General features: G+C 51.8%; 15 protein-coding genes. 3 read left to right on the plus strand and 12 right to left on the minus strand.

Translation table 11 applies throughout. The annotated features are described in order from the left end of the window. Window positions 1-13 precede the first annotated feature (13 nt). On the plus strand, window positions 14-1,609 hold the full coding sequence (locus tag JJQ72_RS10345; protein ID WP_208203612.1) for a glycoside hydrolase family 43 protein: 1,596 nt from the start codon (window positions 14-16) through the stop codon (window positions 1,607-1,609). A 73-nt stretch (window positions 1,610-1,682) separates the two neighbouring features. Here JJQ72_RS10345 and JJQ72_RS10350 read toward each other — a convergent pair whose 3' ends face one another. The 4 genes from JJQ72_RS10350 to JJQ72_RS20740 form a co-directional block, all read right to left on the minus strand. Continuing rightward, on the minus strand, window positions 1,683-3,065 hold the full coding sequence (locus tag JJQ72_RS10350) for an MATE family efflux transporter (protein ID WP_138224196.1): 1,383 nt from the start codon (window positions 3,063-3,065) through the stop codon (window positions 1,683-1,685). A gap of 134 nt (window positions 3,066-3,199) precedes the next feature. Further along, window positions 3,200-4,180, minus strand: coding sequence for a glycoside hydrolase family 43 protein (locus tag JJQ72_RS10355; RefSeq protein WP_208203613.1), 981 nt, complete (start codon window positions 4,178-4,180; stop codon window positions 3,200-3,202). Then, window positions 4,177-5,397, minus strand: coding sequence for a helix-turn-helix transcriptional regulator (locus JJQ72_RS10360; protein WP_208203614.1), 1,221 nt, complete (start codon window positions 5,395-5,397; stop codon window positions 4,177-4,179). The genes JJQ72_RS10355 and JJQ72_RS10360 overlap by 4 nt, the downstream gene beginning before the upstream one ends. A 147-nt stretch (window positions 5,398-5,544) precedes the next feature. Further along, window positions 5,545-6,726: a helix-turn-helix domain-containing protein gene (locus JJQ72_RS20740; protein ID WP_208203615.1), complete on the minus strand. Its 1,182-nt coding sequence runs from the start codon at window positions 6,724-6,726 to the stop codon at window positions 5,545-5,547. A gap of 226 nt (window positions 6,727-6,952) precedes the next feature. Between JJQ72_RS20740 and JJQ72_RS10370 the strand changes: the two genes are divergently transcribed. Next, window positions 6,953-7,393, plus strand: a complete 441-nt coding sequence (locus JJQ72_RS10370) for a DUF2500 domain-containing protein (protein WP_481856836.1) — start codon at window positions 6,953-6,955, stop codon at window positions 7,391-7,393. A gap of 99 nt (window positions 7,394-7,492) precedes the next feature. On the opposite strand, the gene JJQ72_RS10375 is transcribed toward JJQ72_RS10370, so the two are convergent. The 4 genes from JJQ72_RS10375 to JJQ72_RS10390 form a co-directional block, all read right to left on the minus strand. Next, on the minus strand, window positions 7,493-9,109 hold the full coding sequence (locus tag JJQ72_RS10375) for an extracellular solute-binding protein (protein WP_208203616.1): 1,617 nt from the start codon (window positions 9,107-9,109) through the stop codon (window positions 7,493-7,495). 59 nt (window positions 9,110-9,168) lie between these two features. Continuing rightward, entirely contained in the window at window positions 9,169-10,056 is an 888-nt protein-coding gene (locus tag JJQ72_RS10380) for a carbohydrate ABC transporter permease (RefSeq protein ID WP_208203617.1), read from the minus strand. Window positions 10,057-10,074: 18 nt separating this feature from the next. Beyond that, a complete protein-coding gene (locus JJQ72_RS10385) occupies window positions 10,075-11,025 on the minus strand; it encodes an ABC transporter permease (protein WP_208203618.1) in 951 nt (316 codons plus the stop codon). A 449-nt stretch (window positions 11,026-11,474) separates the two neighbouring features. Continuing rightward, window positions 11,475-15,695 carry a glycosyl hydrolase gene (locus JJQ72_RS10390; RefSeq protein WP_208203619.1) on the minus strand — a complete coding sequence of 1,407 codons (4,221 nt, stop codon included), beginning with the start codon at window positions 15,693-15,695 and terminating at the stop codon, window positions 11,475-11,477. A gap of 283 nt (window positions 15,696-15,978) precedes the next feature. Between JJQ72_RS10390 and JJQ72_RS10395 the strand changes: the two genes are divergently transcribed. Then, the gene (locus tag JJQ72_RS10395) at window positions 15,979-17,493 is read left to right on the plus strand and encodes a glycosyl hydrolase (protein ID WP_208203620.1); all 1,515 of its coding nucleotides are present in this window, start codon (window positions 15,979-15,981) and stop codon (window positions 17,491-17,493) included. Between the two features lie 97 nt (window positions 17,494-17,590). Here the strand turns inward: JJQ72_RS10395 and JJQ72_RS10400 are convergent, their stop codons facing one another. The 4 genes from JJQ72_RS10400 to JJQ72_RS10415 all read right to left on the minus strand — a co-directional run bounded on the left by JJQ72_RS10400 (window position 17,591) and on the right by JJQ72_RS10415 (window position 22,610). Then, entirely contained in the window at window positions 17,591-19,135 is a 1,545-nt protein-coding gene (locus tag JJQ72_RS10400) for a sulfatase-like hydrolase/transferase (protein ID WP_208203621.1), read from the minus strand. A 29-nt stretch (window positions 19,136-19,164) separates the two neighbouring features. Next, complete coding sequence (locus JJQ72_RS10405; RefSeq protein WP_208203622.1) at window positions 19,165-20,037, minus strand: carbohydrate ABC transporter permease; 873 nt, start codon at window positions 20,035-20,037, stop codon at window positions 19,165-19,167. Beyond that, on the minus strand, window positions 20,037-20,894 hold the full coding sequence (locus tag JJQ72_RS10410) for an ABC transporter permease (protein ID WP_208203623.1): 858 nt from the start codon (window positions 20,892-20,894) through the stop codon (window positions 20,037-20,039). Before JJQ72_RS10410 ends, JJQ72_RS10405 begins: the two co-directional genes overlap by 1 nt. Window positions 20,895-21,071: 177 nt before the next feature. Then, the gene (locus JJQ72_RS10415) at window positions 21,072-22,610 is read right to left on the minus strand and encodes an extracellular solute-binding protein (protein WP_208203624.1); all 1,539 of its coding nucleotides are present in this window, start codon (window positions 22,608-22,610) and stop codon (window positions 21,072-21,074) included. Window positions 22,611-22,678 lie beyond the last annotated feature (68 nt).

Here is a 22,678-nt window from a genome sequence, read left to right on the forward strand (position 1 = left end):
GGAGTGACACTGCATGCACATGATTACCAATCCGATTCTGCGGGGATTTAACCCGGACCCTTCTATTCTAAGGGTAGAGGAGGATTATTATATTGCGACATCGACGTTTGAATGGTTTCCGGGCGTGCAGATTCACCATTCCAGGGATTTGGTGAACTGGCGTCTCTTGACCCATCCGCTGCAGCGCCGGGAGCAGCTGAATATGTCCGGCAATCCGAACTCCGGCGGTGTCTGGGCACCGCATCTCAGCTTTGACGGCGCGTTATATTATCTGGTATATACCAACGTCCGAAGCTTGACCGGTGTCTATAAAGACACTCCCAACTATGTAGTCACCGCAAAGCATATTACAGGCCCCTGGTCGGACCCGGTGTACCTGAACAGCAGCGGCTTCGATCCGTCTCTGTTCCATGACCAGGACGGCAAGAAGTGGCTGGTCAATATGGTATGGGATCACCGCAAGGGCCGAAATCCCTTTAAAGGTATTGTGCTGCAGGAGTATTCCGTGCAAGAACAGCGGCTGGTTGGCCCGATTCATACGATCTTTGAGGGAACCTCGCTTGGCTGCACCGAGGGTCCGCATATTTATCGCATAGAGAACTATTATTACCTCCTCGTTGCTGAAGGCGGCACCGGCTATGAGCATGCGGTGACGCTTGCGCGCTCCAGAAGCTTGACAGGTCCATATGAGGTCGATCCGCTCAATCCCGTGCTGACCTCTAGCCATCACGAGTCCCTGCCGCTGCAGAAGGCCGGCCATGGCAGCCTGGTTCAGACTAGCACCGGAGAATGGTACATAGCTCACCTATGCGCCCGGCCGCTGCCCGGAAGAAAGCAATGCCATCTGGGGCGGGAGACGGCGATTCAGCGCTGTCACTGGACAGATGACGGCTGGCTGCGCGTTGCCGATCCGCAGCACCTGCCGCAGGAGAAGGTCGCCGGGCCTGCGCTCCCGCTGGCTCCTGTGGAGAAGGAGCCGGCCCTGGATCATTTTGACCATCCGGCACTCAGTCCTTCGTTCAGCACGCTGCGGGAGCCGGCCGATCCCTCCTGGCTCAGCCTGGAGGAGCGGCCGGGATGGCTTCGCTTGAGGGGACGCGAGTCCTTGAACTCCTGGCACGCTCAGAGCCTTACAGCCAAACGGCTGGCCTCGTTTACGTGTGAAGTCGAAACCCGGCTTCAATTCGAGCCGAAGTCCTTTCAGCAGATGGCAGGGCTCATCGCTTATTACAACACGAAGAATTACTATTACGTTCACGTCACCCGAGAAGAAGCGGCCGGCAAGTGCCTTCACCTGATCTCGGTCGTGCAGGGACAATATGATGAGCTCACAGAGCCGATGCCGCTTCACGGCACCGAGCCGGTCTATCTGAAGGTATGCTTTCACTACGATGTCCTGCAGTTCTATGCCTCCGTGGACGGTTCACATTGGAGCTCCATCGGCCCTGCCCTTGATGCCGGCTGCCTCTCGGATGAAGCTGCTACCACCTTTCAGAACGGTGTCTTTACAGACTGGGGCTTTACCGGAACCTTTGTCGGTGTCTGCGCCCAGGATTTATCCGGTCAACGCCTCCATGCGGACTTCGATTATTTCTCCCTGAAAGAATGAGAGCAGCAAAGAACCTCTACGGAAGAGCGGAGCATTGGGCTCCAGCTATTCTATAGAGGTTCATTTTGTCTTGTTAGATCAGCTTGTGCGCATACCACTTCTTCCCTCGCAGACGCCAGAGGAAGACGGCTCCCCGCACGCCCCACTCCAGATTCATCGCAAGCCAAACGCCCAGAATGCCCATACCCAGCGTAATACCGAGCACATAGCCCAGAATGACCCGGAACAGCCACATCGTCAGCATGGAGGTGATGGAGGTGAATCTGGAATCTCCTGCCGCCCTGAGCGCGGAAGGCAGAACGAAGCTGACTGACCATAACGGCACTTGCATAATCGTGTTAATCAGCAGGACCAGGAACAGATCATCCACAATGTCCGGCGGCGGATCAAACAGGCTGACCAGCGGGTGAAACAGCGGCATGACAATCAATCCGGTCAGCAGCAGCGATAGAGAACCGAGCCACAGAAAGGAACGGATGAACTTCCGCGCATCCTGAATATCCCCCCGCCCAATACACTGGCCAACGACCGTGACGATCGTCAGCGATAACGCTGCCGCGGGAATCTGGGTAATACCGGCCAAGGCGCCGCTGATCGCATGGGTCGCGATGGCGTAGGTGCCCAGGCTGACAATGAAGATCTGTGTGAGCAGCTTCCCGCCGTTGAAGAACATCTGCTCGGCCGCGAAGGGAACCCCGATAAACATAATCTTGCGCAGCATGGATACCGGGAAATGAAACAGATCGCGGACCCGCAGATGAAGAGTCCCGTCCAGCTTGAACAGATAGTACAGGGCACAAGCCGCACCGACATAGCGGGCAATATTAATGGCCAGGGTCAAGCCGTTGACCCCCATATCCATCAGCAGCACAAACACAACATTCAGCGCCACATACAGAAGATTCATGATCAGCGAGAGCACGAGCGAAGCCCGGCTTCGGCCAATCCCGCGCAATACCCCGCATACCGCCTGAACGATCCCGATACCGACATAGGATATACTGCTGCCGATGAGATAGGTTCGGGCGTTGCCCAGCACCTCCGGGGAGGCCGAGCCGAATAGCAGCGACAGCACGGGATTGTGAAATGCCACCAGCAGCATGCCGATCCCGAAGGCAATCATGCTGACCGAGGCCACCGTTGCTGCTCCAGCCCTCGATACCATGTAGTTATCGCCGCTTCCCTTGTACTGCGCCACCACCACCGTTCCGCCGGTAGCGACCGCGACAAACAGGCTGATCATAAACATATTGAGCGAATCCACCATATTGACCGCACTGACCGCGGATACGCCGGAGGAGCTGATCATGGCGGTATTAATCAGGTTCAAGCCGATAATGAAAGCCTGATCCACCAGAATCGGCAAGAACAGGGCAAAAATCTGCCGATAATCCATCGACTCACCGCTGAAATATTTGTCCAGCAAGCCTGAAAGCCGCCATCTGGAAGGCTGCATCTCTATCACATTCTTTACTGTTTTATTGGCCGTCTCTTTTGACTAGGAGGATAGCACTCCGCCCCGTGCCTGTCAATGAAAGCGCATAAAAAATGTGATGGCCAGACACTTCGGCCTGGCCTTGGATCTCGTGATCAATAGGGCTGTATCGTTACAATGGTTCCGTCCTCGTTATAGGTCAGCTCCGTATACTTCACACAGCGCAGGTGATTCACGCCGCCGGAGAGAGAGCTGTCATGGTAGAACAGATACCATTTGTCCTGAAATTTCACAATGGAATGATGGGTCGTCCAGCCGATGACCGGCTCCAGAATCACGCCCTGATACGTGTACGGACCGTACAGATCACCGCTGACCGCATACACCAGCTTGTGGGTCGTTCCGGTGGAGTAGGACAAGTAGTACAGATCTTCATGCTTGTGGATCCAGGGTCCTTCAAAATATCGGCGCTCCTCATCCCCGGCCCGCAGCGGCTGACCTGTTTCGTCCAGAATGACGATCTCCTTGGGCTCGTGCTGAAAGGACCGCATATCGGATGACAGCAGCGCTGCCCGAGGACCGATTGCCGCTTCATCGGGGGCAGGACCCTCCCCTTCCGGGTTAAAGCTGCCTTCCTGCCATTTCTCCAGCTGCCCGCCCCACAAGCCGCCAAAAAACATATAGGCCAGTCCGCTATCATCTACATAGACCGCCGGATCAATGCTGAAGCTGCCTTCCATGTAGCTTGCCTCCGGCTGAAACGGACCCTCCGGCGCCGTGCTGACGGCGACGCCAATTCGGAAGATGCCGTCGTGATCTCTTGCCGGGAAGAACAGATAATATTTGCCGTCCTTTGAGGCAGCATCCGGGGCCCACAGCTGGGCAGACGCCCAGGGAATGTCGTTGAGGTGCAGCGCCTGGCCGTGATCTGTCACCGGTGCGCCCGGCGCATCCATAGACAGCACATGGTAATCCTCCATCGCATATTGATCGCCATTATCGTTCGTTTCTCCTGCATGCTCCAGATCATGCGAAGGGTACACATAAATACGTCCATTGAATACGTGCGCCGAGGGATCCGCCGTATAGATATGGGTTACCAGCGGCTCGTTGGGCTTTTTGCTTTCGGTTGTCATGGTTTCAGATGCTCCTTTAAACTGGGAATAGATTTTCTGTACTTCATCGGGGAGATGTGAAGCCTTTTCTCAAACTCCTTCAAAAAATGGCTGTAGTTACTATAGCCGACACGCTCGGCAATTTCGGTGATGCTATACTGTACCTCCTGCAGCAGCCGGGCTGCTTCCTGTATTCGCAGATCGTGGACGAAGATATGAAAGCTGACTCCATTCTTCTTCCTCAGCAGCTGTCCAAGATACGCGGGATGCAGATAAAATCGCTTGGCCAGGCTTTTTATGCTGAGCTTCTCCTGGTAATGCTCCTTCAGATACGCATTGATTTCCTGGACAACGCCGAGGGCCTCCTCCTCCCTGCACAACAGCAGCTGCCGAAAGCATGCCTGTCCATACTGGGACACCCGCTCCATAAGCGCATCTAATCCGATAACAGACAGATCCACCTCCAGGAAATCCGGCGGCTCGGCAGCGGCGGCAGGATGCCGAGACATCGACCCCCGGACATACTCCCGGACGTGATGCATGCAGTATGCAGTCATGGTCTTCACCTGCTCCGGATGCACCCGGCGCGCTTTGAAGCCTGCCGCCGCTGCAGCGGCCGCGTCTACATATTCGGCCCAATCCAGCGTGGCAAGCGACCCCAAGATCCGGTTCAACCACGGTGCAGCTTCGCCATAACCGTTCGTGAAGCCTCTCCCTTGCACCGAGTGAATGCTCAGGACCCCCATATATGTGATGTCATAAAATTTATGCGCTATGGCCTCCTGCGCATCCCGCATGCTGGCCGCTATATGCAGAATCGAGGCTTGGCTGGACCCGCAAGCCATGTGAGTCCGAAAGCGTGCCAGCCTTGCTGACAGATCCTGCAGCCGCTTGTCCAGCTCCCGCTCCGCCCCATATCCTCTGACTGCAAACACGATGGCCCATTGCCGCTCGGTCAGCGGCAGCAGATACAGCTGCTCCTGTTCCCAAAGAAAATGCTGAAGCCGCTGCTGTAGATCGCGTGAGCAGGGATCGGCACTGTGGATCAAGCACACCTGCCATCTAGCCCCTGACAGGTCCAGCGACTGCAGGATGGCCATGGCCTCCTCAGACAGCCCATGTCCTCGGAGCACAGCCTGTAAGGCTGTACTCCGAGCCTCCTGCTGTGCCGCCAGATGAATGAGCTGCTGCTTGTTGTGCGCTGACAGCCCCTCACATAGCAGATGGCTTCCCTTCATGAAAGAGCTTGTCTTCCTTGGCCTCCAACCCTCACTGGCTATACGCCTTTCTTTCCGGTCTTTGAATGTGAATGATCCCAAGCATACTCCCTCCTTCCGGTATCCCGTCTGGCAAAAAGAGGCGTCACGGCAAGCTTCGGCCCTGATTTATTGCTGTCTGTACACCGTGGGCAGCAGCCCTGTTGTCCGCTTGAACATACGGATGAAATAATCCGCGTTGGAATAACCGACCTCCATGGCAATCTGATGTATGCTGCTCCCGGTATGTCTTAACAGCCGCTTGGCTTCTTCAATGCGCCGGCTGTGAATATAGGCCTTGAAGGAAACCCCGACTCTGCGCTTGATGATATATCCCAAATAATTAGGGTTCACATGAACGGCACGGGCCAGCTCCTGAAGCTGCAGGCCGCTTCTGTACTCCTGATCGATCCGGGAGATGGCCTGCTCTACAGGACTGCTCTCCTTTCCCTCGTGCAATGAATCCAGAAGGACAGCCGCCTCATCATATAGGGTAAGGCCATAGGCTTTCAGTGTGCGGTAAGTGCTCAGCTCCTCCAGGCTCCCAGACCGGTACCTGAGACGTTCTAGGAGGGGAGCAACGTCACCGCCAAGCTGTGTAATCCGGCTGCACACCTCCAGCTCCAGCATGGAAATCCGAAGCCGAATCATGACAACATCCGGGACTCCCTTCTTCGTGAGGCGGAGAACCTGCTCCAGCTCTCTTACAAACAGCTCCCGCTCGTGCTTCTCGATTCTTGCCGCCTCCAGGTGTACATCGTCCTCCAAGGTGAGTTCCGCCACTGCAGCGCTGCGCCTTCCTCCGCTTATAAAGCCGCTTCCAGCTTCATACTGCTTCTGTAGCAGCAGCTTTAATGCACTGGCATATAACGCTTGAATAGAACCTCTTCCCCTCATCACAGGACTTATGGCGATCAGCACTGAAGGCCATACAGAGGCAAGGCGGCTGTACAGCTGCTCTCCTGCAGCATCAACGGTCTGGGGAGCTTTTAATATGACCAGCAGCCGGCCTGCAGAATCTGTAAACAGCTGATCCCAGGACAGGCACAGGCTCTCTTGAACCTGCTTCTGAAGCAGCGGGCTTTGTTCGCGGGTCTGAATCAGCATGCAGCTTAACGCATCCTCGCTTTCGATGCGCCATAGATCATACAGCTCCCGCTCCAGGGCGGGAGCCGTTTCTCCCTGCAACACAGTTTTCAGAAGATGATTGTAATACCATGCAAGACGCCGCCGCTCCAGCTCCTCCTGCGCAACATTTCGAGGCTTAGTCATGGTCTGCGGCAGCCCGTCCATCAACAGCCTGTGAATCACCCTTCCACCTCCAGGAGCCGGGATCTCACCCGGCATATCACTTCAGACCCGTTGCTCTCTTTATCATAAGGCTACCCTTAAGAGCATGTCATCCGAGGTAAATGTGCTATATATATCAAAAATTTGAGGTTAGACTGCAGGTGCGGATCATTTTTTTACTGAAACATCTCGCAGTATGGTAACGTATAACAATAATCACCATAACCGTATGAAGGAGGAAAATGATATGTTCTCAGATCCGATGGATGGGGGCTTTGGAGGTGGATTTGGAGGTGGGCCGGGGCCTGTCTTTGAATTTATGTTTAACGTGTTTCCGATTATATTCGGTATCGTATTTGTGTTTATTCTATACACCATCATTCGCAACGCCGTGCAGCATGCCAAGAATGCCCGCGCTCCCCGGGAGTCTTCGTATGCCCGGATTATTTCCAAGCGGACAGAGGTGACCGGCTCCAGCCGCAATCATCATGATCACCACCACAGCAGCTCATCCCGAACGTACTATTACATTACGCTGGAATTTGACAACGGGGAGCGAAAGGAATATCTGGACGTGAAAAAGCTGTACGGTCTTGTTACCGAAGGGGATACAGGCTATGCCGCGGTTCAGGGAGACTGGATCGTTGATTTTGAGCGGGAGCATCAACAGCAGCTTGAGAGCAGATAATTCAAAGGACCGATACGATCTTGCCGTATCGGTCCTTTGGGGTTGGTTATGACTTCATGAAACCCTCCATCTCATGAATGTACTGGAGGCTTCCGCTCCTTATTTCAGAGTGGCATCATAATTCCGCTGATAAATATCAATCATTTCGTCTGCACGCAGCGTCTTCAGCTGCTCCAGATGCGCGTCCCAATCGCCTTGGGTTACTCCGTTAATGACGAACTTGGCGGTAATTTTGTCGATATAGTTGTTCTTGCCGCTCAGGTCCGGCTCAATCACCGACAGCTGCTCATTGTCTTCTGGAGTCAGCAGCAGATTGCCACGATTCTCAAACTTGACCGTCGGCTGATACAATTGAACCATCTGCTCGATTTCCTTGCCGATTTCATCCAGAATAATCTTATCCATCGTGGACTTCAGCAGCGCCGACGCACCGAACGTGCCGGGTGCATCCTGGAACGTAAACGTATCATTGCTCATTCCCTCCGGAGCCGGAAGGTGCTCGATCTTGCCGTCGGCGGTTTTCTTCCAGTTCACATTCTCCGGGCCGTAGAACATTTTCAAAGCCTGCTCCTCCGTATAGCTCTGATCAATCCATCTCATCGCGAGTTCCGGGTTCTTATTCGCCGGTGTAATGGCGAAGCCGGAGCGCGAGAAGTTGATGAAGCGCTTATACCAGGATTGGTCTCCGTTCGGACCTTTCAATGCAGGCACGAACGCGTAATCACCAACCTGCTCCTTCGGAATCACCGAAGAGATCCGGAAGTGGAAGAACGCACCGACGATCGGCTCGCTGTTTTTGATTTTGGCCTCATAGACCTGATTGTTCTGAGTGAATACCTCTTCGTCAATCAAACCTTGCTGATTCAGCTTGTTCAAATATTCCACGTAACTGCGGTATCCCTCCTGTGCCGGAGCAAATACCATTTTGCCATTGTCGATGTATGTGTGATGGTAAGGATCGTCCATAATGCCGAACGAGCCGGAAAGCGGGCCAGGACCGCGCGCATGGTTACCATAAACGAAGCTCAGCGGAATTTCATCCTGCTTGCCATTGCCATTCGGGTCGCCCTCTTTGAACGCCTTCAGCACCTGCTCCAGCTCATCCGTCGTCGTCGGCACTTCAAGGCCAAGCTTGTCGAGCCACTTCTTGTTAATGACCATGGCGGAGCTAAACGCTGTAGATTCGTTCTCTTGAATCATAGGGACCGAATAGATGTTACCATCCGGGGCGGTAGCCATCTTCGCAAAGTCCGGATTCTCCTTCAGGAGCTTCGATATATTCGGCGCGTGCTTCTCGATGAGATCATTCAGCGGAATAATAGATCCCTCGGCACCATACTTCACAATCTCCGGGTCCGTTAATGAGTACGCTCCGTAAATAACGTCAGGCAGATCACCGCTCGCGAACATCAGATTCTTTTTCTCTACCTTGTTTTGACTGGTGACCAGGTCCCACTCAATATTGACATTGGTGGCCTCCTTCAGGTCCTTGTAAAATTTCAGATCATTGTAATCTTTGGTCACCAGCTGAGACTTCTCTGCAAAAAACTTCATCGTGACCGGCTCGGTCAAAGGAAACGTTATTTCTGCAGCCTCTTTCCCTTCCTTGCCTTCATTGCCCTTTGCCTCTTTACCATCGCCTCCGCTGCAGCCCATCAGCATGGCTGTGACCAGCATGAGCGATAAACCAGACGAGACCCACTTTTGTACCTTCACTTGTGTATACCTCCTAATATGGAATATGCGAAACCATTTTTATATGAGGGTCGCAAGGGTTATCCCTTGATCGAACCGATCATAACACCCTTAACGAAATAGCGCTGCAAAAACGGATACAGTACCAGCACCGGCAAACTCGCTACAATGACCACACCGTACTTGATCTGCTCTGACAGCTTTTGCTGCTCTGCCGCGGAGGATGAATCCAGCATGTTGCCGTCGGCCTGAGCCTGTATCAAAATATCACGCAATATGATCTGCAGCGGCTGCTTCGCCTGATCGCGAATGTAAATGAGTGCATCAAAGTAGGCATTCCATTCACTCACGGCACGGAAGAGAATCATAACGGCAATAATCGGTGTCGACAGCGGAAGTACAATTCTCAAAAAGAAGCGTGTATTGTTACAGCCGTCCATGACAGCCGCCTCCAGCAGTTCGTCTGGAATCGTACTCTGGAAAAAGGTCCGGCAAATAATGAGCTGGTACACTCCTACTGCATTGGGAATTACGAGCGCCCACAGCGTATCCAGCATGCCGAGCGATTTCACCAGCAGATAGGTCGGGATCAGACCGCCGCCGAAGAACATCGTGAACGCGATCAGCATCATAATGACATTACGTCCCGCGAGATCCTTTCTCGACAGCGCATAACCGCCCGTCAGCAGCAGCACTACCGAAATGACGGTAGATACAATGGTGTATATGATCGTATTCCTATATCCCACCCAGATCTGATCGTTCTCCAAAATGCGCATATAGCCCTCGATGGCGAGCTCTTTAGGCATAAACCATACCTGCCCCGCATTGACAAGATCGGGATTACTGAACGAAGCGATCAAGATAAAGTACAGGGGATAGATGACAATAAACAATACAATAATCCAGAACAGCACGTTGATCCGGTCAAACCAAATGTCGGATTTGCTGCGCTTCCATGTCTCCATTGGTACACGCCTCCCTTTCTACCACAGGCTCGATTGCCCGGCTTTTTTTGCAATTTTATTCATAGTTACCAGAAGAATAAAGTTGGCCACATTGTTAAACAGGCCGATCGCTGCAGAGTAGCTGAACTGTGCGCCGACGAGGCCGCTTTTGTACACGTAGGTCTGAATGACCTCGGCTGCCTCGATGTTCAGCGGGTTCTGCATCAGGTAGATTTTCTGGAAGCCAACCGTCAAGAAGCTGCCCACGTTCAGGATGAGCAAAATGATGATGGTCGGCATAATGCCCGGAATATCAATGTACAGAATACGCTTCAGCTTGCTCGCCCCATCGACGACCGCAGCCTCGTGAAGATCCGGGCTGATGGAGGTCAATGCAGCGAGGTAAATAATCGTACCCCAGCCGGCATTCTGCCATAGACCCGAGAAGACAAAAATACTCGTGAACCAGCCCGGCTCTCCCAAAAAGTAAACGCTTTCCATGCCTAGCGCCTGAAGCAAGTGATTAACAAGACCGTTGCGCGGCGACAGGAACAGCTGAAGCATGCCAATGATGACGACGACCGAGATAAAGTGCGGAGCGTACGTAATCGTCTGCACCAGCTTCTTGAACTTCGTGTTGACCAGCTGGTTGATCAGCAGCGCCATAATGATCGGAATCGGGAACACGGCCAGCTCGTACAAGCTGATCTTCAACGTGTTCCATAGAATCATCTCAAAGGAATACGATTCGAAGAAACGTACGAAATGCTTGAATCCTACCCAGGGGCTGTCCATAATGCCCTTGATCGCCGAGAAATCCTTGAACGCAATTTGCAAGCCGTACATCGGTCCATACTGGAACACGATAAAATAAATCAAGGTCGGCAGCAGCAAGAGATACAGTTCCCAATTCTTCATCGCCTTCGCGAAGGCATGTTGTCGTTTCCGGGGACGAACCGGCACTTCTTCACCGGCAAGTTTTGCTTCCATATGTGCTTTCCTCCTTCGTTAGCGTCATCGCACCATCGACTTACGATAGCGTTTACATCCGCTTGCATCACATCGTAGCAGGCACCATTACGCGGTGCAATTTGCGAATTGCAAATGGATATGCGAAACGCTTTCATCCCTGTGCAGCACTGGGTTTTAGCCATCCATAAATGGCAGGATATGCGAAATGAAAAGTGCTATGCCAAAAGCAAAGAACAAGAAAAGCGGCTCTCCCAAAAATCAGGAAACACAAAGAAACCGCCCCTTGGTAGAGTGAAGTGACTAAGCCACCATCTAAAAAGGAGCGGTTTCATTTGTACATTCATTTAGAAGGCGGTGCCGGGCTAACCTCCGTGACTCCACCATATCTTTATTTGTTGCTTCATATTTCACTCCAGTGAGTTACCTCGTTCAGGCGTTCTTGAAGTGATGTCAATCCATTGTAGACACTACGGTCTTATCTCTCCGCCGCTTAATTCCAGCAGGTTCACCAGTGCCCGTGACGCTTCTGCGCGAGTCGTTGGTTCCATGGGAGCAAAGACCCCGGCGGCGCGGCCCTGCATCAGCTTAAGCTCCGCTGCCTGTTGAATCCATTCCCCAGACCATCCGCGATCTACAACGTCGTTGAACATGTATTTGAAAGAGGTCTCATCCTCTCCAGTTCCGGAGCGGCTGGCTTGTGTGAGCTCCATCCGTTGCGCTGCACGCACCAGCATAACTGCCATCTGCTCGCGAGTGACGGGCTGCTCCGGTGCGAACTGCGTCACACTCACCCCAGCGATGAGCTCAGCCTCCTGCGCTGCTGCAATCGATTTTGCGTACCAGGCCGTTGGCTGAACATCTTCAAACGGTTCTGACGAAGCTGGCGCCAAAGCGTTGCTCTTCTGAGTGACATGCAATAGCTTTATTAGCATCTGGGTGAACTGGGCACGTGTGAGAACAGTATCCGGTTGAAAGGTACGGGCCGTCATTCCGTTGACAATCTGTTTGGCGGAGAGCTCCTCAATGGAACTGCTTGCCCAATGAGAATCACTCAAGTCGTCATATGCTTTGCGCACCTCCAGAACCGCATAGCTGCTGAAATGATTGATCGGGGCCCGCAGCTTGCCATTCGTCAGCCACCGTCCACCGGCATACTCAAATTTCCCCTGCGAATCAACATAATAGACGCCTGTCCTTCTACGGTCTGCACTGACATCAACACGGAAGTCCATCAAAATAGGCTCCTTAAATTGAGATACCACAGCCTCCGTTCCATCCGCTTGAGTTACAGTAAATGAGAATTCGTACATCACACCCACAGATCGCACTGTTTCCAGCTCCGATGTCTGCAGAGATGTAACCGCTGCTTCGGCTTCGGAGGTGTCGGCAGGCACAGCTGTGAACGTAACCATTCCCTCCTTCCCTTGCTGTCCTGAAGGGGCTCCTGCTAAACCCGCCGCAAGGCGGAGCTGCTGGAGCACGGCAGCTGGAATAATCATACTCAGCCTCTCGGAATGGATCTCTAAAGGAATCTGTTCTAGAGAGGACAATGTTGACCATGACAAAGTAAACTGCGGGGCCTTATCCTCAAGCATAACAATCGCTCGTCCATCCTTGAACACCGGAACGGCTTCCAAGAGCTCAGGCGTTGACTCTTTCGTTCCACCTCCTAGCGGTGCAGATGGCGCTGGTGTCGGATCCACCGGTGCAGTTCCCTCTCCCTCGGAAAGCTCTGCCTTCCCGACACGCACAGAGATTGGCAACGACAAATTCCCTGCTGCATCCACTGCTCTCACTCCATATGAAATCTCAAGTCCTTGAGCAGGTGCATCCAGTAAAGTGTATACCGAGTCACTCACCGTCACGACTACGGGGATCTCGGTTTGTTCTCGATACACCTTGTAGCCGCTGACAGCCACATTATCGGTCGCTGCAGGCCACACCAATTTCATAAAGTTGCCGCTTATCTCTGCTGTGAGCCGAGCACCATCCTCCCACTGAGGTGCGTGACCATCCCATACAGCTGCGGCCGATGTGGAAGACAATCCTGCCGTATCAATCGCTCTCACGGTAACCGTGTAGCTCTCTCCAGAGAGCAGCCCCTCTATCACTTGCGACTGTGCAGCCCTATCGAGTGTCCAGCTTTGCAATGGCGTGACAGCCGTTGACAGTCCTTTATAGACTTGAAGCTCGTAATGCCCAACTCCTCTTGCATCGGTGGAGGGCTCCCACTGCACAAGCATTGTGCCGTCTCCCGTCCACTGCAACGTCGGCTGACCAGGTCGAGTTGGAGGAATGACGTCTTCTATGCCGGGGTCGGCATACCAGTCATACTCATTTTGCATAAGTACATAAGGATCCTCAGCCATATCCTTGAAGCCCTCTGCAGAGGCTACTCCCGTGTAAGGAGAAAATTTATTCGTGCCCCCGTCGAGAATACTTTTCTCATACGTGAACCAGGTCATCGCATAACGAATTTTGTTGAGCACAGGATCAGACTTGAAGGCGTTCAAATAATGATTTGTCCAATAATCCGTGATATCAGCATGATTCCAGCTGTGTCCTTCCGTCATGGCCGGAACCTTTCCCCGGTCCTCAGCAAGACCCACAATGGCTAGAAGCGTCGGGTACACCTTTTCATCTTCCAAAATAGGCTTTTTGTCGTTATTGTTGTAGTTATCTAACCCGATGATATCAACGTAAGCATCCCCGGGATAGTATTTGAAAAACTGTGCTTTGATCGCGTCTACATTCGTTCCGACTTCATAATACGCGGCAGAGCCTGAAGGGGCCCAAGCGACTAGCATGTTTTTTACCTGCTTCACGTTTCGCAAGTAGTCGATTGTATATCGGAATAGCTGAATATACTCCTCCGGTGTGGTTGTATCTTTACCCCACCAGAACCATCCTCCATTCATCTCATGAAACGGTCGGTAAATAACCGGAACAGGGCTTCCGTCCGACAGCGTAATGGTGTTCAGCATTAACGCCAGCTCATCGAGATCCTTTACAAATTCAGCATGCTTGGACCCTCCGGGCATAACTGCCTGCACTGCATTCATGCCTGGCTGCCACATGCTGTCACGTTTCACCCAAGAGGTATTGCCCGTTAGATAATTGCGTTGATGCTGGCTTACGCTAATGACGGATCCGGCTCTGGCAAGCTCCATCAGCTTAGCTGTAATGTATGGCGGGTTGTCCACCTTCTCTGAGGAAGGACTGAAGTCACTGCCAACGAAGCCTGGATATTGACCTGATAGCTCGTGCACATAATCAAAGGATTGTTTATAACCGCCTGGGTTACCCGGGTACATCTGTGTACCCCATAGCAGCTTGCCCTCAAGCAAATACAGCTGCTTTAACAAGTTAATGGTCTTATCTGTTCGGGTGGACATTGGCTCTAGCGTAACTCCGCTCACAGCCGCACTAAAATCCGAGACGTTGCCTTCTAGGTCTTTCGCCCTCACCTTGATTGAGTATTCGCTGCCGGGGTTCAGCTTTCCAATGAGTTGAGTTACCTTGCCATTAACAGACCTCGGTTCCACGGCTTCGTGATGCAGTACATCATCTACATACAGCTCATAGCTGTATACGCCCAGATTATCGCTTGATGACTCCCAGCTCAGCGTCATCGTAGTTTCGGTTGGACTCTGCAATGATAGCTGCTGCGGAACGGTCGGCGGCTGGCTGTCCTCATACGCCTGAGTAATTACCGTTAAAGTATCGGTGGCCTCCGAGAGTAATCCCGTATTGTTCTTCGCTTTGACGGCAAAATCGTAAGAGGTAGAGGCGTTCAATCCCGTTATCACTTCCTCATGCCCCAAGCCGTCAGCAGAAACTGCGATTCTAGTGATCGGCTGCTGATCTCTATAAATGATGTATTCAGATATACCTCCTTCCCCATCCGTAGCCGCTTCCCAGCCAATAACTACCGAATTCTCCGTCTTGCTCAGCAGGCGAAGTCCAACGGGAGAGGATGGCGGTGTGTCGTCCAGCGCGGCAATAACCACATCTTGATATACTACAGGGTTTAAGTAGCTGTTGATCCCCGCCTTGCCCGCTGGATACGCGCTGTCCGAGCCAGAAACAACCAGCTCTCCATCGACATAGCCCTCCAGCTGATCTCCGGTGACCACAAATTTGAACGTATATGTCTGTCCAGCCACAAGCTGCTTTTCAATATTACCGATGGCAATTTTTGATTTGTTCACTCGTTTTTGAATATGGAACTTTCGGGAGCCAGGCTCATAATAAAACCAGTAATAATTATTGCTGTCCTGATAACGTGCAATAACACCTGCATTATTGTTCCAGTTATCTGAGGTCAGCTTCGCCTCTACAGATATATCTTTCCATTCGGCGGAACCAAAGGTAGCGACGCTATTGCCACTGGTACCGGTTGCTTTAAATCCTTGTCCGGAACCGGAAGGAACAAGCTCGAAAGAGCCCCCCTCCTTCTTCCAATCTGCAGCTTGATTCTCAAAGCTGGATGCGGCGATTGTTTTCCAATCCGCAGTAGATACTGTAGAACTAGTCTCTGACTCATTGCCAGCCTCGAAATTATCCGACATAGGGACCGTACTGTGCGCTTCTGAAGCCTGCACTCCGCTGAACATGGGCTGCAGCAGTGTGAACACCAGCAGCGCGCAGAGCAGCAGACTGACCTTCTTATGGAATCTCTGAACCATTCTTCTTCCCCCTTCTGCTTCATTTGAAATGGACTGAATTGAGCCCATTATATACAGAAAGCTAAAGACCCGTAGATGTCCCATCCTCTGATTCGCTCAACTATTCGACGCTCCTCCCCAGCCTTTATTGACTTCACAAATCTGTCCCGATACGATTCATTGCAAGCCCTCACACAAATGTCTTTTTTTAATAACGCTGGGCTAAACCAAGAGAAAGGAGAGCATAAATTAAGGATTTCGCTATCGCAATCAACCAAGCTGTAACTATTCGAGTGGAGGTGCTATGATGCACAAGATTTTGCTTCGTACCTGTGTAGCTGTATTGATCGCCGCTTTGTTATCCGTGTCTGGACAGGCTTATGCCCATACCGTGGCTCCAGTCAACGGGAATGCTAATCAGAAGACCAAGAACACGATGAATTACCTGGCGCACCTGCCTAATAAAAACAACAATTCTATTCTGTCTGGCCTCTTCGGAGGCTACAGCAATGACACCTTCACGCTGAACGAATTCAACCAACTCCATACCTCCACCGGACAATACCCGGCAATCATGGCATGTGACTATGCAAGAGGCTGGGCGACAGCACAAGACCCGACAACGCTCATTAATTACAGCTGCAACAGCGGCCTGAAGTCTCATGCCAATCAAGGCGGGCTCGTCACCGTCAGCCTGCATCTCCCGAATCCGGTCAATGCCAACGGGGGCGGAGTGAAGGAAAAGGGCTCACTCGTTTTTGCCGACCTGCTCAAACCTGCGACAGCAACCGGAAAGCGATGGATTCAGTATAAGAACAAGATTGCCGAGGGCCTTGCAGACCTGCAGAGCGCAGGAGTTACAGTTCTGTTCCGCCCCTTTCATGAGGTCAATGGCAGCTGGTTTTGGTGGGGAGGACAGGATCCGGCCACCTTTAAAAATGTGTGGATGGATCTGTACAACGATTTCACAAATACTAAAGGGCTGGATAACTTACTCTGGGTATATGCCGCTTCCCAAAGCCGGGATAATAAGCTGCTGTATTACCCTGGCGCAGCCTATGTAGATATTGTAGGTATGGATGCCTATCTTGACGATCCTGTAACGGCAGAGGGATATACCGAGCTCCTCAGTTTGAGGAAGCCGTTCGCCTTTGCAGAAATCGGACCGGGTACTGTTAACAATTCCTTCGATTACACTAAATGGATTAATGCCATTAACGAGCGCTATCCTGAGGCGATATATTTTCTTACGTGGGATAAAGGCTGGTCTCCAGTGAACAACCTGAATGCATCCGCGTTCATGAATAATGCCTCAGTCGTTAACCGTGGAGAGGTGACGTTAACCAGTATTACAGAGTCCGTAAACAAATTTGATTTCGAGAGCGGGACGCTTGGCTGGACAGGAACAAATCTAACCGGCTCACCCTCAACAGATACCACCTTTAAGGTAAACGGGAATAACAGCCTGAAGGGAAATATCACCTTGACAGGCGGCAGCCAATATTCGCTGCGCTACAACTCGGCAGTTCAAAATTTCAGCAGTAAATCGTTTCTGAAAGCACGCGTAAAGCATGCCTCATGGGGAACGCTGGGAGCCGGAGGAATGACAGCAAAATTGTATGTGAAGTCAGGCTCCTCCCTGACCTGGAAGGACGGCGGTACTATAGCGATTGACTCCGCTGGACCAACAACGCTGACACTTCCGCTCAGCAACGTATCGAATGTAAACGACATTCGTGAGGTGGGCATTATGTTCAGCTCGCCTGCCGGAAGCAGTGGCAGTTCCGCTGTATACGTCGATTACGTAACGCTGCAGTAATAGTCCGTAATAGTCCCATCACTGCGCAAACTCAAACAAGCCCCGCGACGAACTCAGCTCATCTAAAAAAGAGCGGGCCGCCGGGGCTTGTATTTGTCTATCGTTCCATCCAGCCACTCGGATTATAAAGGGGAGCGGGATGCAAATATTTCAGCTGCTGCGGCATGAGCTGGGGCGCTCCCGGCTGCCTAGTCTTATATGCCGCGGTGCGGTACGTGCTTTGAAGCAGCCATTGCAGCAATGCAGCCTGCAGTTTCCGCTTCACCTCCTCATAATTGGCATCATCAAACCGATTGTACAGCTCGTGCGGATCATCCGTCAGATCGTAGAGCTCTCCCTGCTCTTCTTGACCCGTGTAATGCACCAGCTTATGTGTGGCGCTGCGAACCATAGTTAAATAATTATCCTCGCAATAAACATAGGGTCTGTCTATCTCTTCCCGCCCTTCCAGCAGGCCAAGCAATGAGCGACCCTCCAGATAAGACGGCACAGCTACGCCGGCTGCCTCCAGCAGGGTGGGTCCAACGTCCATCAAGGAAACCAGCTTCTCATGCACTAGAGCCGTTGCAGGCTCCCTCTGCTCGCTCGACCAGGAAAACTGCCGCTCTTCGCGAGCTCCTTCCTTGCGTCTACGGTCCCAAACAAGAAAAGGCACTCGAACGACAGAGTCATACATCAGCCACTTGTAAGGTAGGCGGTGATCTCCCAGCATATCTCCGTGATCAGACATCATAAGAACGAGTGCATGCTCCAAATAGCCCTTTTCCTCCAGCTTCGTCATGATGCGGCCAAGCTGCTCATCCACCGTTGTCACCTTCGCATAGTAATGACGCCTCATCTCCACCAGCTGCTCGTCCGTGGCGTCCGGCATCGCGATTTGAGACTCATGATCGAACCGGTTATTGAAATCCTGATGTGCAAGGTGCTGCGGCGGCTTACTTTCCAGCTCTCCTTCACGCCAGACCGGAAGCGGAACATCACGCTCCCGATACAGCTCCAGATGGCGTGGCAAAGGGTCATACGGCTCATGGGGACCGGTGAAGCCAATCTGCAGCAGTACGGGCCGTACCGGCTGATGCCGCTCTATCCAGCCAATGGCTGCATCGGCAACAAACACATCGGGATGAAGCTCTTCCTCCATTGACCATGGAATACCCTGCAGCTTGTCTCTCCACTGTGGATCTGTCCGATGCCGGTTAAGCGGGCGGCTCCTTCCGTGCAGGGAGAGCAGCTTACCCCAATCATCATCCACTCCACTGTTTCGCAGAAAATCAGAGGTTGGATTCTCAACAATTACACGCTCGTGAAACCCCATTCGTTCATCTCGGGGTGAGATATGCATCTTGCCGATGTTTACAGCATGATACCCGGCAGCAGTCAGGTCATGAACCCAAGACCGCTGATGTGCCCAATGTCCAAAGCTGTAGACACCGGTGTTGTGAGGGTACATCCCCGTAAACACAGCTGCCCGGGAGGCCACACATGTGGCACCCGGGCAGTAGGCTTGACTGAACGATACGCCAAGTCGAGCGAATCGATCTAAATTTGGCGTAATCATATGAGGATGCCCATGCGCAGCAATGGTATCAAATCGCTGCTGATCCGTCATGATGACGATAAGATTCGGTTTCTTCATATCCATAGAATAAACAGACTCCTTTCTTCACAGAGCTAACCCTTTACAGAGCCCAGCAGCATCCCTTGGTTAAAGTATTTTTGTAAAAATGGGTACACAAGCAGTAATGGTACTGCCGTCACGACTACCGCAGCCATTTTTACCGCCGGACCATACTCAAAGCCTCCGGAATCTGCCTCTGTGCTTAAATCCGTCTCTATAAGCAGCTGTCTTAAAAACACCTGCAGCGGCCATTTGGCGGAGTCCTGCAAATACAATATCGCGTGAAAATACGTGTTCCAATTGTGTACAGCGTAGAACAGCGTGAATGTCGCAATGGCAGGAAGCGACAGGGGAATAACGATGCTCACGAGCATTCTCCATTCACCACATCCGTCAATGATTCCCGCTTCAGTCAGCTCGTTCGGTATGTTCTGGAAGAAGCTCCGCATCACAATAAGATTGAACGGTGAGATTGCCGCGGAGAGAAACAAGGCCCAGTAGCTGTCCAGCAAGCCAAGTGATTTCACGACGAGAAATGAAGGGATCATCCCTCCGGCAAACACCATTGTAAATAGTACGATAAAATTAATTGGCTTACGTCCGTGAAGCCAGGTTCTAGATAAACCGTAAGCCATGAGACTCGTAAACGCCATGTTTACGACGGTTCCAACGACCGTAATGTATACCGCGTTACCAAACGCCGTCATGAAATTGTCATTGTTCAGCAAATATGCATAGTTGCTGAAGGTCCATTCCCGAGGGATTAGAAAGAAGCCTCTCGTGATCATCTCCTGCTTCGTGGAGAACGAGCTTAGAATAACATAAAGAAACGGAATGACGATAAGAAGGGCGCTGAAGGCCAGCAGACCATATACAAGCATTCCGTATCCGCGGCCACCTCCGCGTGCATCAAATTGCTTGGCCATTAGTATACACCCTCCTCTCCTGCTCGTCGGGCTAGCTTATTAGCACCGACAATTAACACCAAGCCGATTACGGATTTAAACAACCCTACGGCCGTCGTGTAGCTGAAATCACCTTGGAGAATACCATTGCGGTAAATGTACGTATCGAAGACGTCAGCGACACGGTAGTTAGATGTGTTCTGCATCAGCAAGATATGCTCAAAGCCAATGTCCAGCACATTGCCGAGACGAAGGATGAACAGGATGATAATCGTTGACCGGAGTGCAGGCAGCGTGATCGACCAGATCTGCCGCCAGCGGCTGGCACCGTCTACAACGGATGCTTCATATAAGGTAGGATCCACGGACGCTAAGGCAGCTAGAAAAATGATCGCACTCCAGCCCGCTTCCTTCCAAATGTTCTGCAGCACGTAGATGGACCGGAAATAATCCGGGTCTGTCATGAAATCGATTCGCTGAAAGCCTCCATCTGACAACAGATCATTTACAGCACCGTCCTGTGACCCAAGCAGGATGGTCGTAATAGCAACCACGACGACCCATGACAGGAAATGAGGCATGTAAACGAGCGTCTGAATGCTGCGCCGAAACATCGCCCGGCGCACCTCATTCAAGAGCACAGCCAGCATAATCGGAACCGGGAAGAAAAATGCCAGATTTAAAAAGCTTAAAATAAGAGTATTACTGAACAAAGAATAAAAATCCGGCTCGGAAAATAAGCGGGTAAAGTGTGAAAAGCCTACCCATTCGCTGTCCAGAAAGCCTAAGAATGGATCATACTCTTGAAAGGCAATCGAAATGCCCCCCATAGGAACATAACGAAATACGATAAAGTAGAGCAGCCCCGGCAAAATCATAAGATATATGGGGATCCCTCGGATCAGAAACGGATACTTGGCCGGTTTCTTCTTTGGTGTGGGAGGGACTATGCTGCTTGATGAAACATGCCTGGTGTTATTCACCGGCTCTCCCCCTTCTGCTTAATCCTGGAGCAGCACCTGTTGGTGCCGCTCCGAGATTGATAGTGTACACATTTATGGTTGATATTGCTCGTTGAACTCCTTGACGATTTCCTCGCCGCCGTTCTTCTTCCAATAATCATACGCCTTATCAAATTCTTCCGGAGGCGACGAGCCCATAATGACCTTCGTCACCGTCTCCGTCCACTTCAGCTTGAGATCTTGTCCCTTCTTAATCTGCGTTTCCGAGAAATATCCATCCGCAGGATTAGGAACCTTGTATTTCTCATTCATATCGAAATATCCCTTAATCATATTTACCGTATCCTGATTGTCGAACAGCTTCATCTGATTCAGTGGATCATCACGACGAAACAGCCAAGCGACTAACAGGAACGGCCGATCACTTTCGTAGGCAGGCAGCTTCGTATAGCTGGAGCCCTCCTTTTTGTAATGGACGCCCTCGATCCCGTTGCCGATTAGCGCGGTGCCTTCATCCGACAGCATATAATCGAGCAGCATGAGCACTCGCTCCTGCTTCTGTGCATCCGTCTTGGCATTAATGACGATCTTCTCTATGCCATTCGCAAACGTTCTCTGCCCCTGCTCGCCGTTCGGACCGACTGGCGGTGCAAGCTGGATAATTTCCGCATTCGGATCGAGCTTCTTCAAAGCCGGTAGTGTCTTGTTCTCTAATTCATTCGGATTCACATAGGCAATGCCGACCTTACCCGCCTCGAATTTTGTGATCGTATCCGATGGTCCGCTGATCGGGAAGTCCTTGTCAATCACACCCTCAGCATATGCTTCGTTCATGAAGCCTGCGAATGCCTTCCACTGAGGCAGGAACTCCTGCATCGGTACGAGCTTGCCATCCTTCTCGGCAAATTGATTGGGAAGACCGAACGCATAGCGGAAATGCTCCTCCATCGCCAAATCTCCGTTTTTGTAACCAAATGTAATGCCGATCGTATCCTTTTTTCCATTGCCATCGGGGTCGCCATTTACGAACGCTCGCGCTACGTCCATATATTCCTCGATTGTCGTCGGCACCTTCAGATTTAGTTTATCCAGCCAATCCTTGCGCACAACGATAGAATCTCTCGCAGCAACGCCCGTGTAAGGAAGAGACAGCAGCTTTCCCTTCGGGTTACCTACCTCTAATGTCTCTTTGGATAAGTGCTTCGTCAGGTTCGGGTAATTGTCCAGGATGGGAGCCATATCAAGGAATGCTCCTCTCTCTTTCCATTTGTCGAAGGATTCCTTGTCGATCCAGTACAAATCCGGAAAATCATTGGATGCAGCCAGGACATTCAGCTTCTCTTTGTAATTCGGACCAGGCACCCACTGCATTTTGAGATCAATGTTAAATTTCTTGTTCAGCTCATCCAGCACGGGGTGAGAGTCACCCCAGCCTCCCCCGGCAAAGCTCCGGGTCATGACCTCGATCGTCAACTTCTTGGACAGATCCGGCTCTCCCTTGCCGGCTGATGCAGTAGTTCCCCCTTGAGTGTTTCCTTGACTGCTGCTATCGCTTCCGCCAGAGCAGCCGATAACGCTTCCAGCTAGCAGCACCATGGCAAGCAAAAGCGATGTGCCTTTTCTCATCTTCATGTTTCGTTCCTCCCTCATGTCCTTATTGCCTCTTTATCATAATCAAGGCGGCTCTATCCCACGATGTA

Source organism: Paenibacillus sp. F411, assembly GCF_017582705.1.
GTDB classification, from domain to species: Bacteria; Bacillota; Bacilli; order Paenibacillales; family Paenibacillaceae; genus Paenibacillus_AQ; species Paenibacillus_AQ algicola.

What these genes read in the sequence shown, in the direction of transcription:
- JJQ72_RS10385 (WP_208203618.1), bottom strand. Translation starts at nt 11,025, where the DNA reads ATGGAAGCAAAACTTGCCGGTGAAGAAGTGCCGGTTCGTCCCCGGAAA.
- JJQ72_RS10405 (WP_208203622.1), bottom strand. Translation starts at nt 20,037, where the DNA reads ATGGCCAAGCAATTTGATGCACGCGGAGGTGGCCGCGGATACGGAATG.
- JJQ72_RS10360 (WP_208203614.1), bottom strand. Translation starts at nt 5,397, where the DNA reads ATGAAGGGAAGCCATCTGCTATGTGAGGGGCTGTCAGCGCACAACAAG.
- JJQ72_RS10380 (WP_208203617.1), bottom strand. Translation starts at nt 10,056, where the DNA reads ATGGAGACATGGAAGCGCAGCAAATCCGACATTTGGTTTGACCGGATC.
- JJQ72_RS10345 (WP_208203612.1), top strand. Translation starts at nt 14, where the DNA reads ATGCACATGATTACCAATCCGATTCTGCGGGGATTTAACCCGGACCCT.
- JJQ72_RS10370 (WP_481856836.1), top strand. Translation starts at nt 6,953, where the DNA reads ATGTTCTCAGATCCGATGGATGGGGGCTTTGGAGGTGGATTTGGAGGT.
- JJQ72_RS10415 (WP_208203624.1), bottom strand. Translation starts at nt 22,610, where the DNA reads ATGAAGATGAGAAAAGGCACATCGCTTTTGCTTGCCATGGTGCTGCTA.
- JJQ72_RS10355 (WP_208203613.1), bottom strand. Translation starts at nt 4,180, where the DNA reads ATGACAACCGAAAGCAAAAAGCCCAACGAGCCGCTGGTAACCCATATC.
- JJQ72_RS10390 (WP_208203619.1), bottom strand. Translation starts at nt 15,695, where the DNA reads ATGGTTCAGAGATTCCATAAGAAGGTCAGTCTGCTGCTCTGCGCGCTG.
- JJQ72_RS10410 (WP_208203623.1), bottom strand. Translation starts at nt 20,894, where the DNA reads ATGATTTTGCCGGGGCTGCTCTACTTTATCGTATTTCGTTATGTTCCT.
- JJQ72_RS10400 (WP_208203621.1), bottom strand. Translation starts at nt 19,135, where the DNA reads ATGGATATGAAGAAACCGAATCTTATCGTCATCATGACGGATCAGCAG.
- JJQ72_RS10350 (WP_138224196.1), bottom strand. Translation starts at nt 3,065, where the DNA reads ATGCAGCCTTCCAGATGGCGGCTTTCAGGCTTGCTGGACAAATATTTC.
- JJQ72_RS10395 (WP_208203620.1), top strand. Translation starts at nt 15,979, where the DNA reads ATGATGCACAAGATTTTGCTTCGTACCTGTGTAGCTGTATTGATCGCC.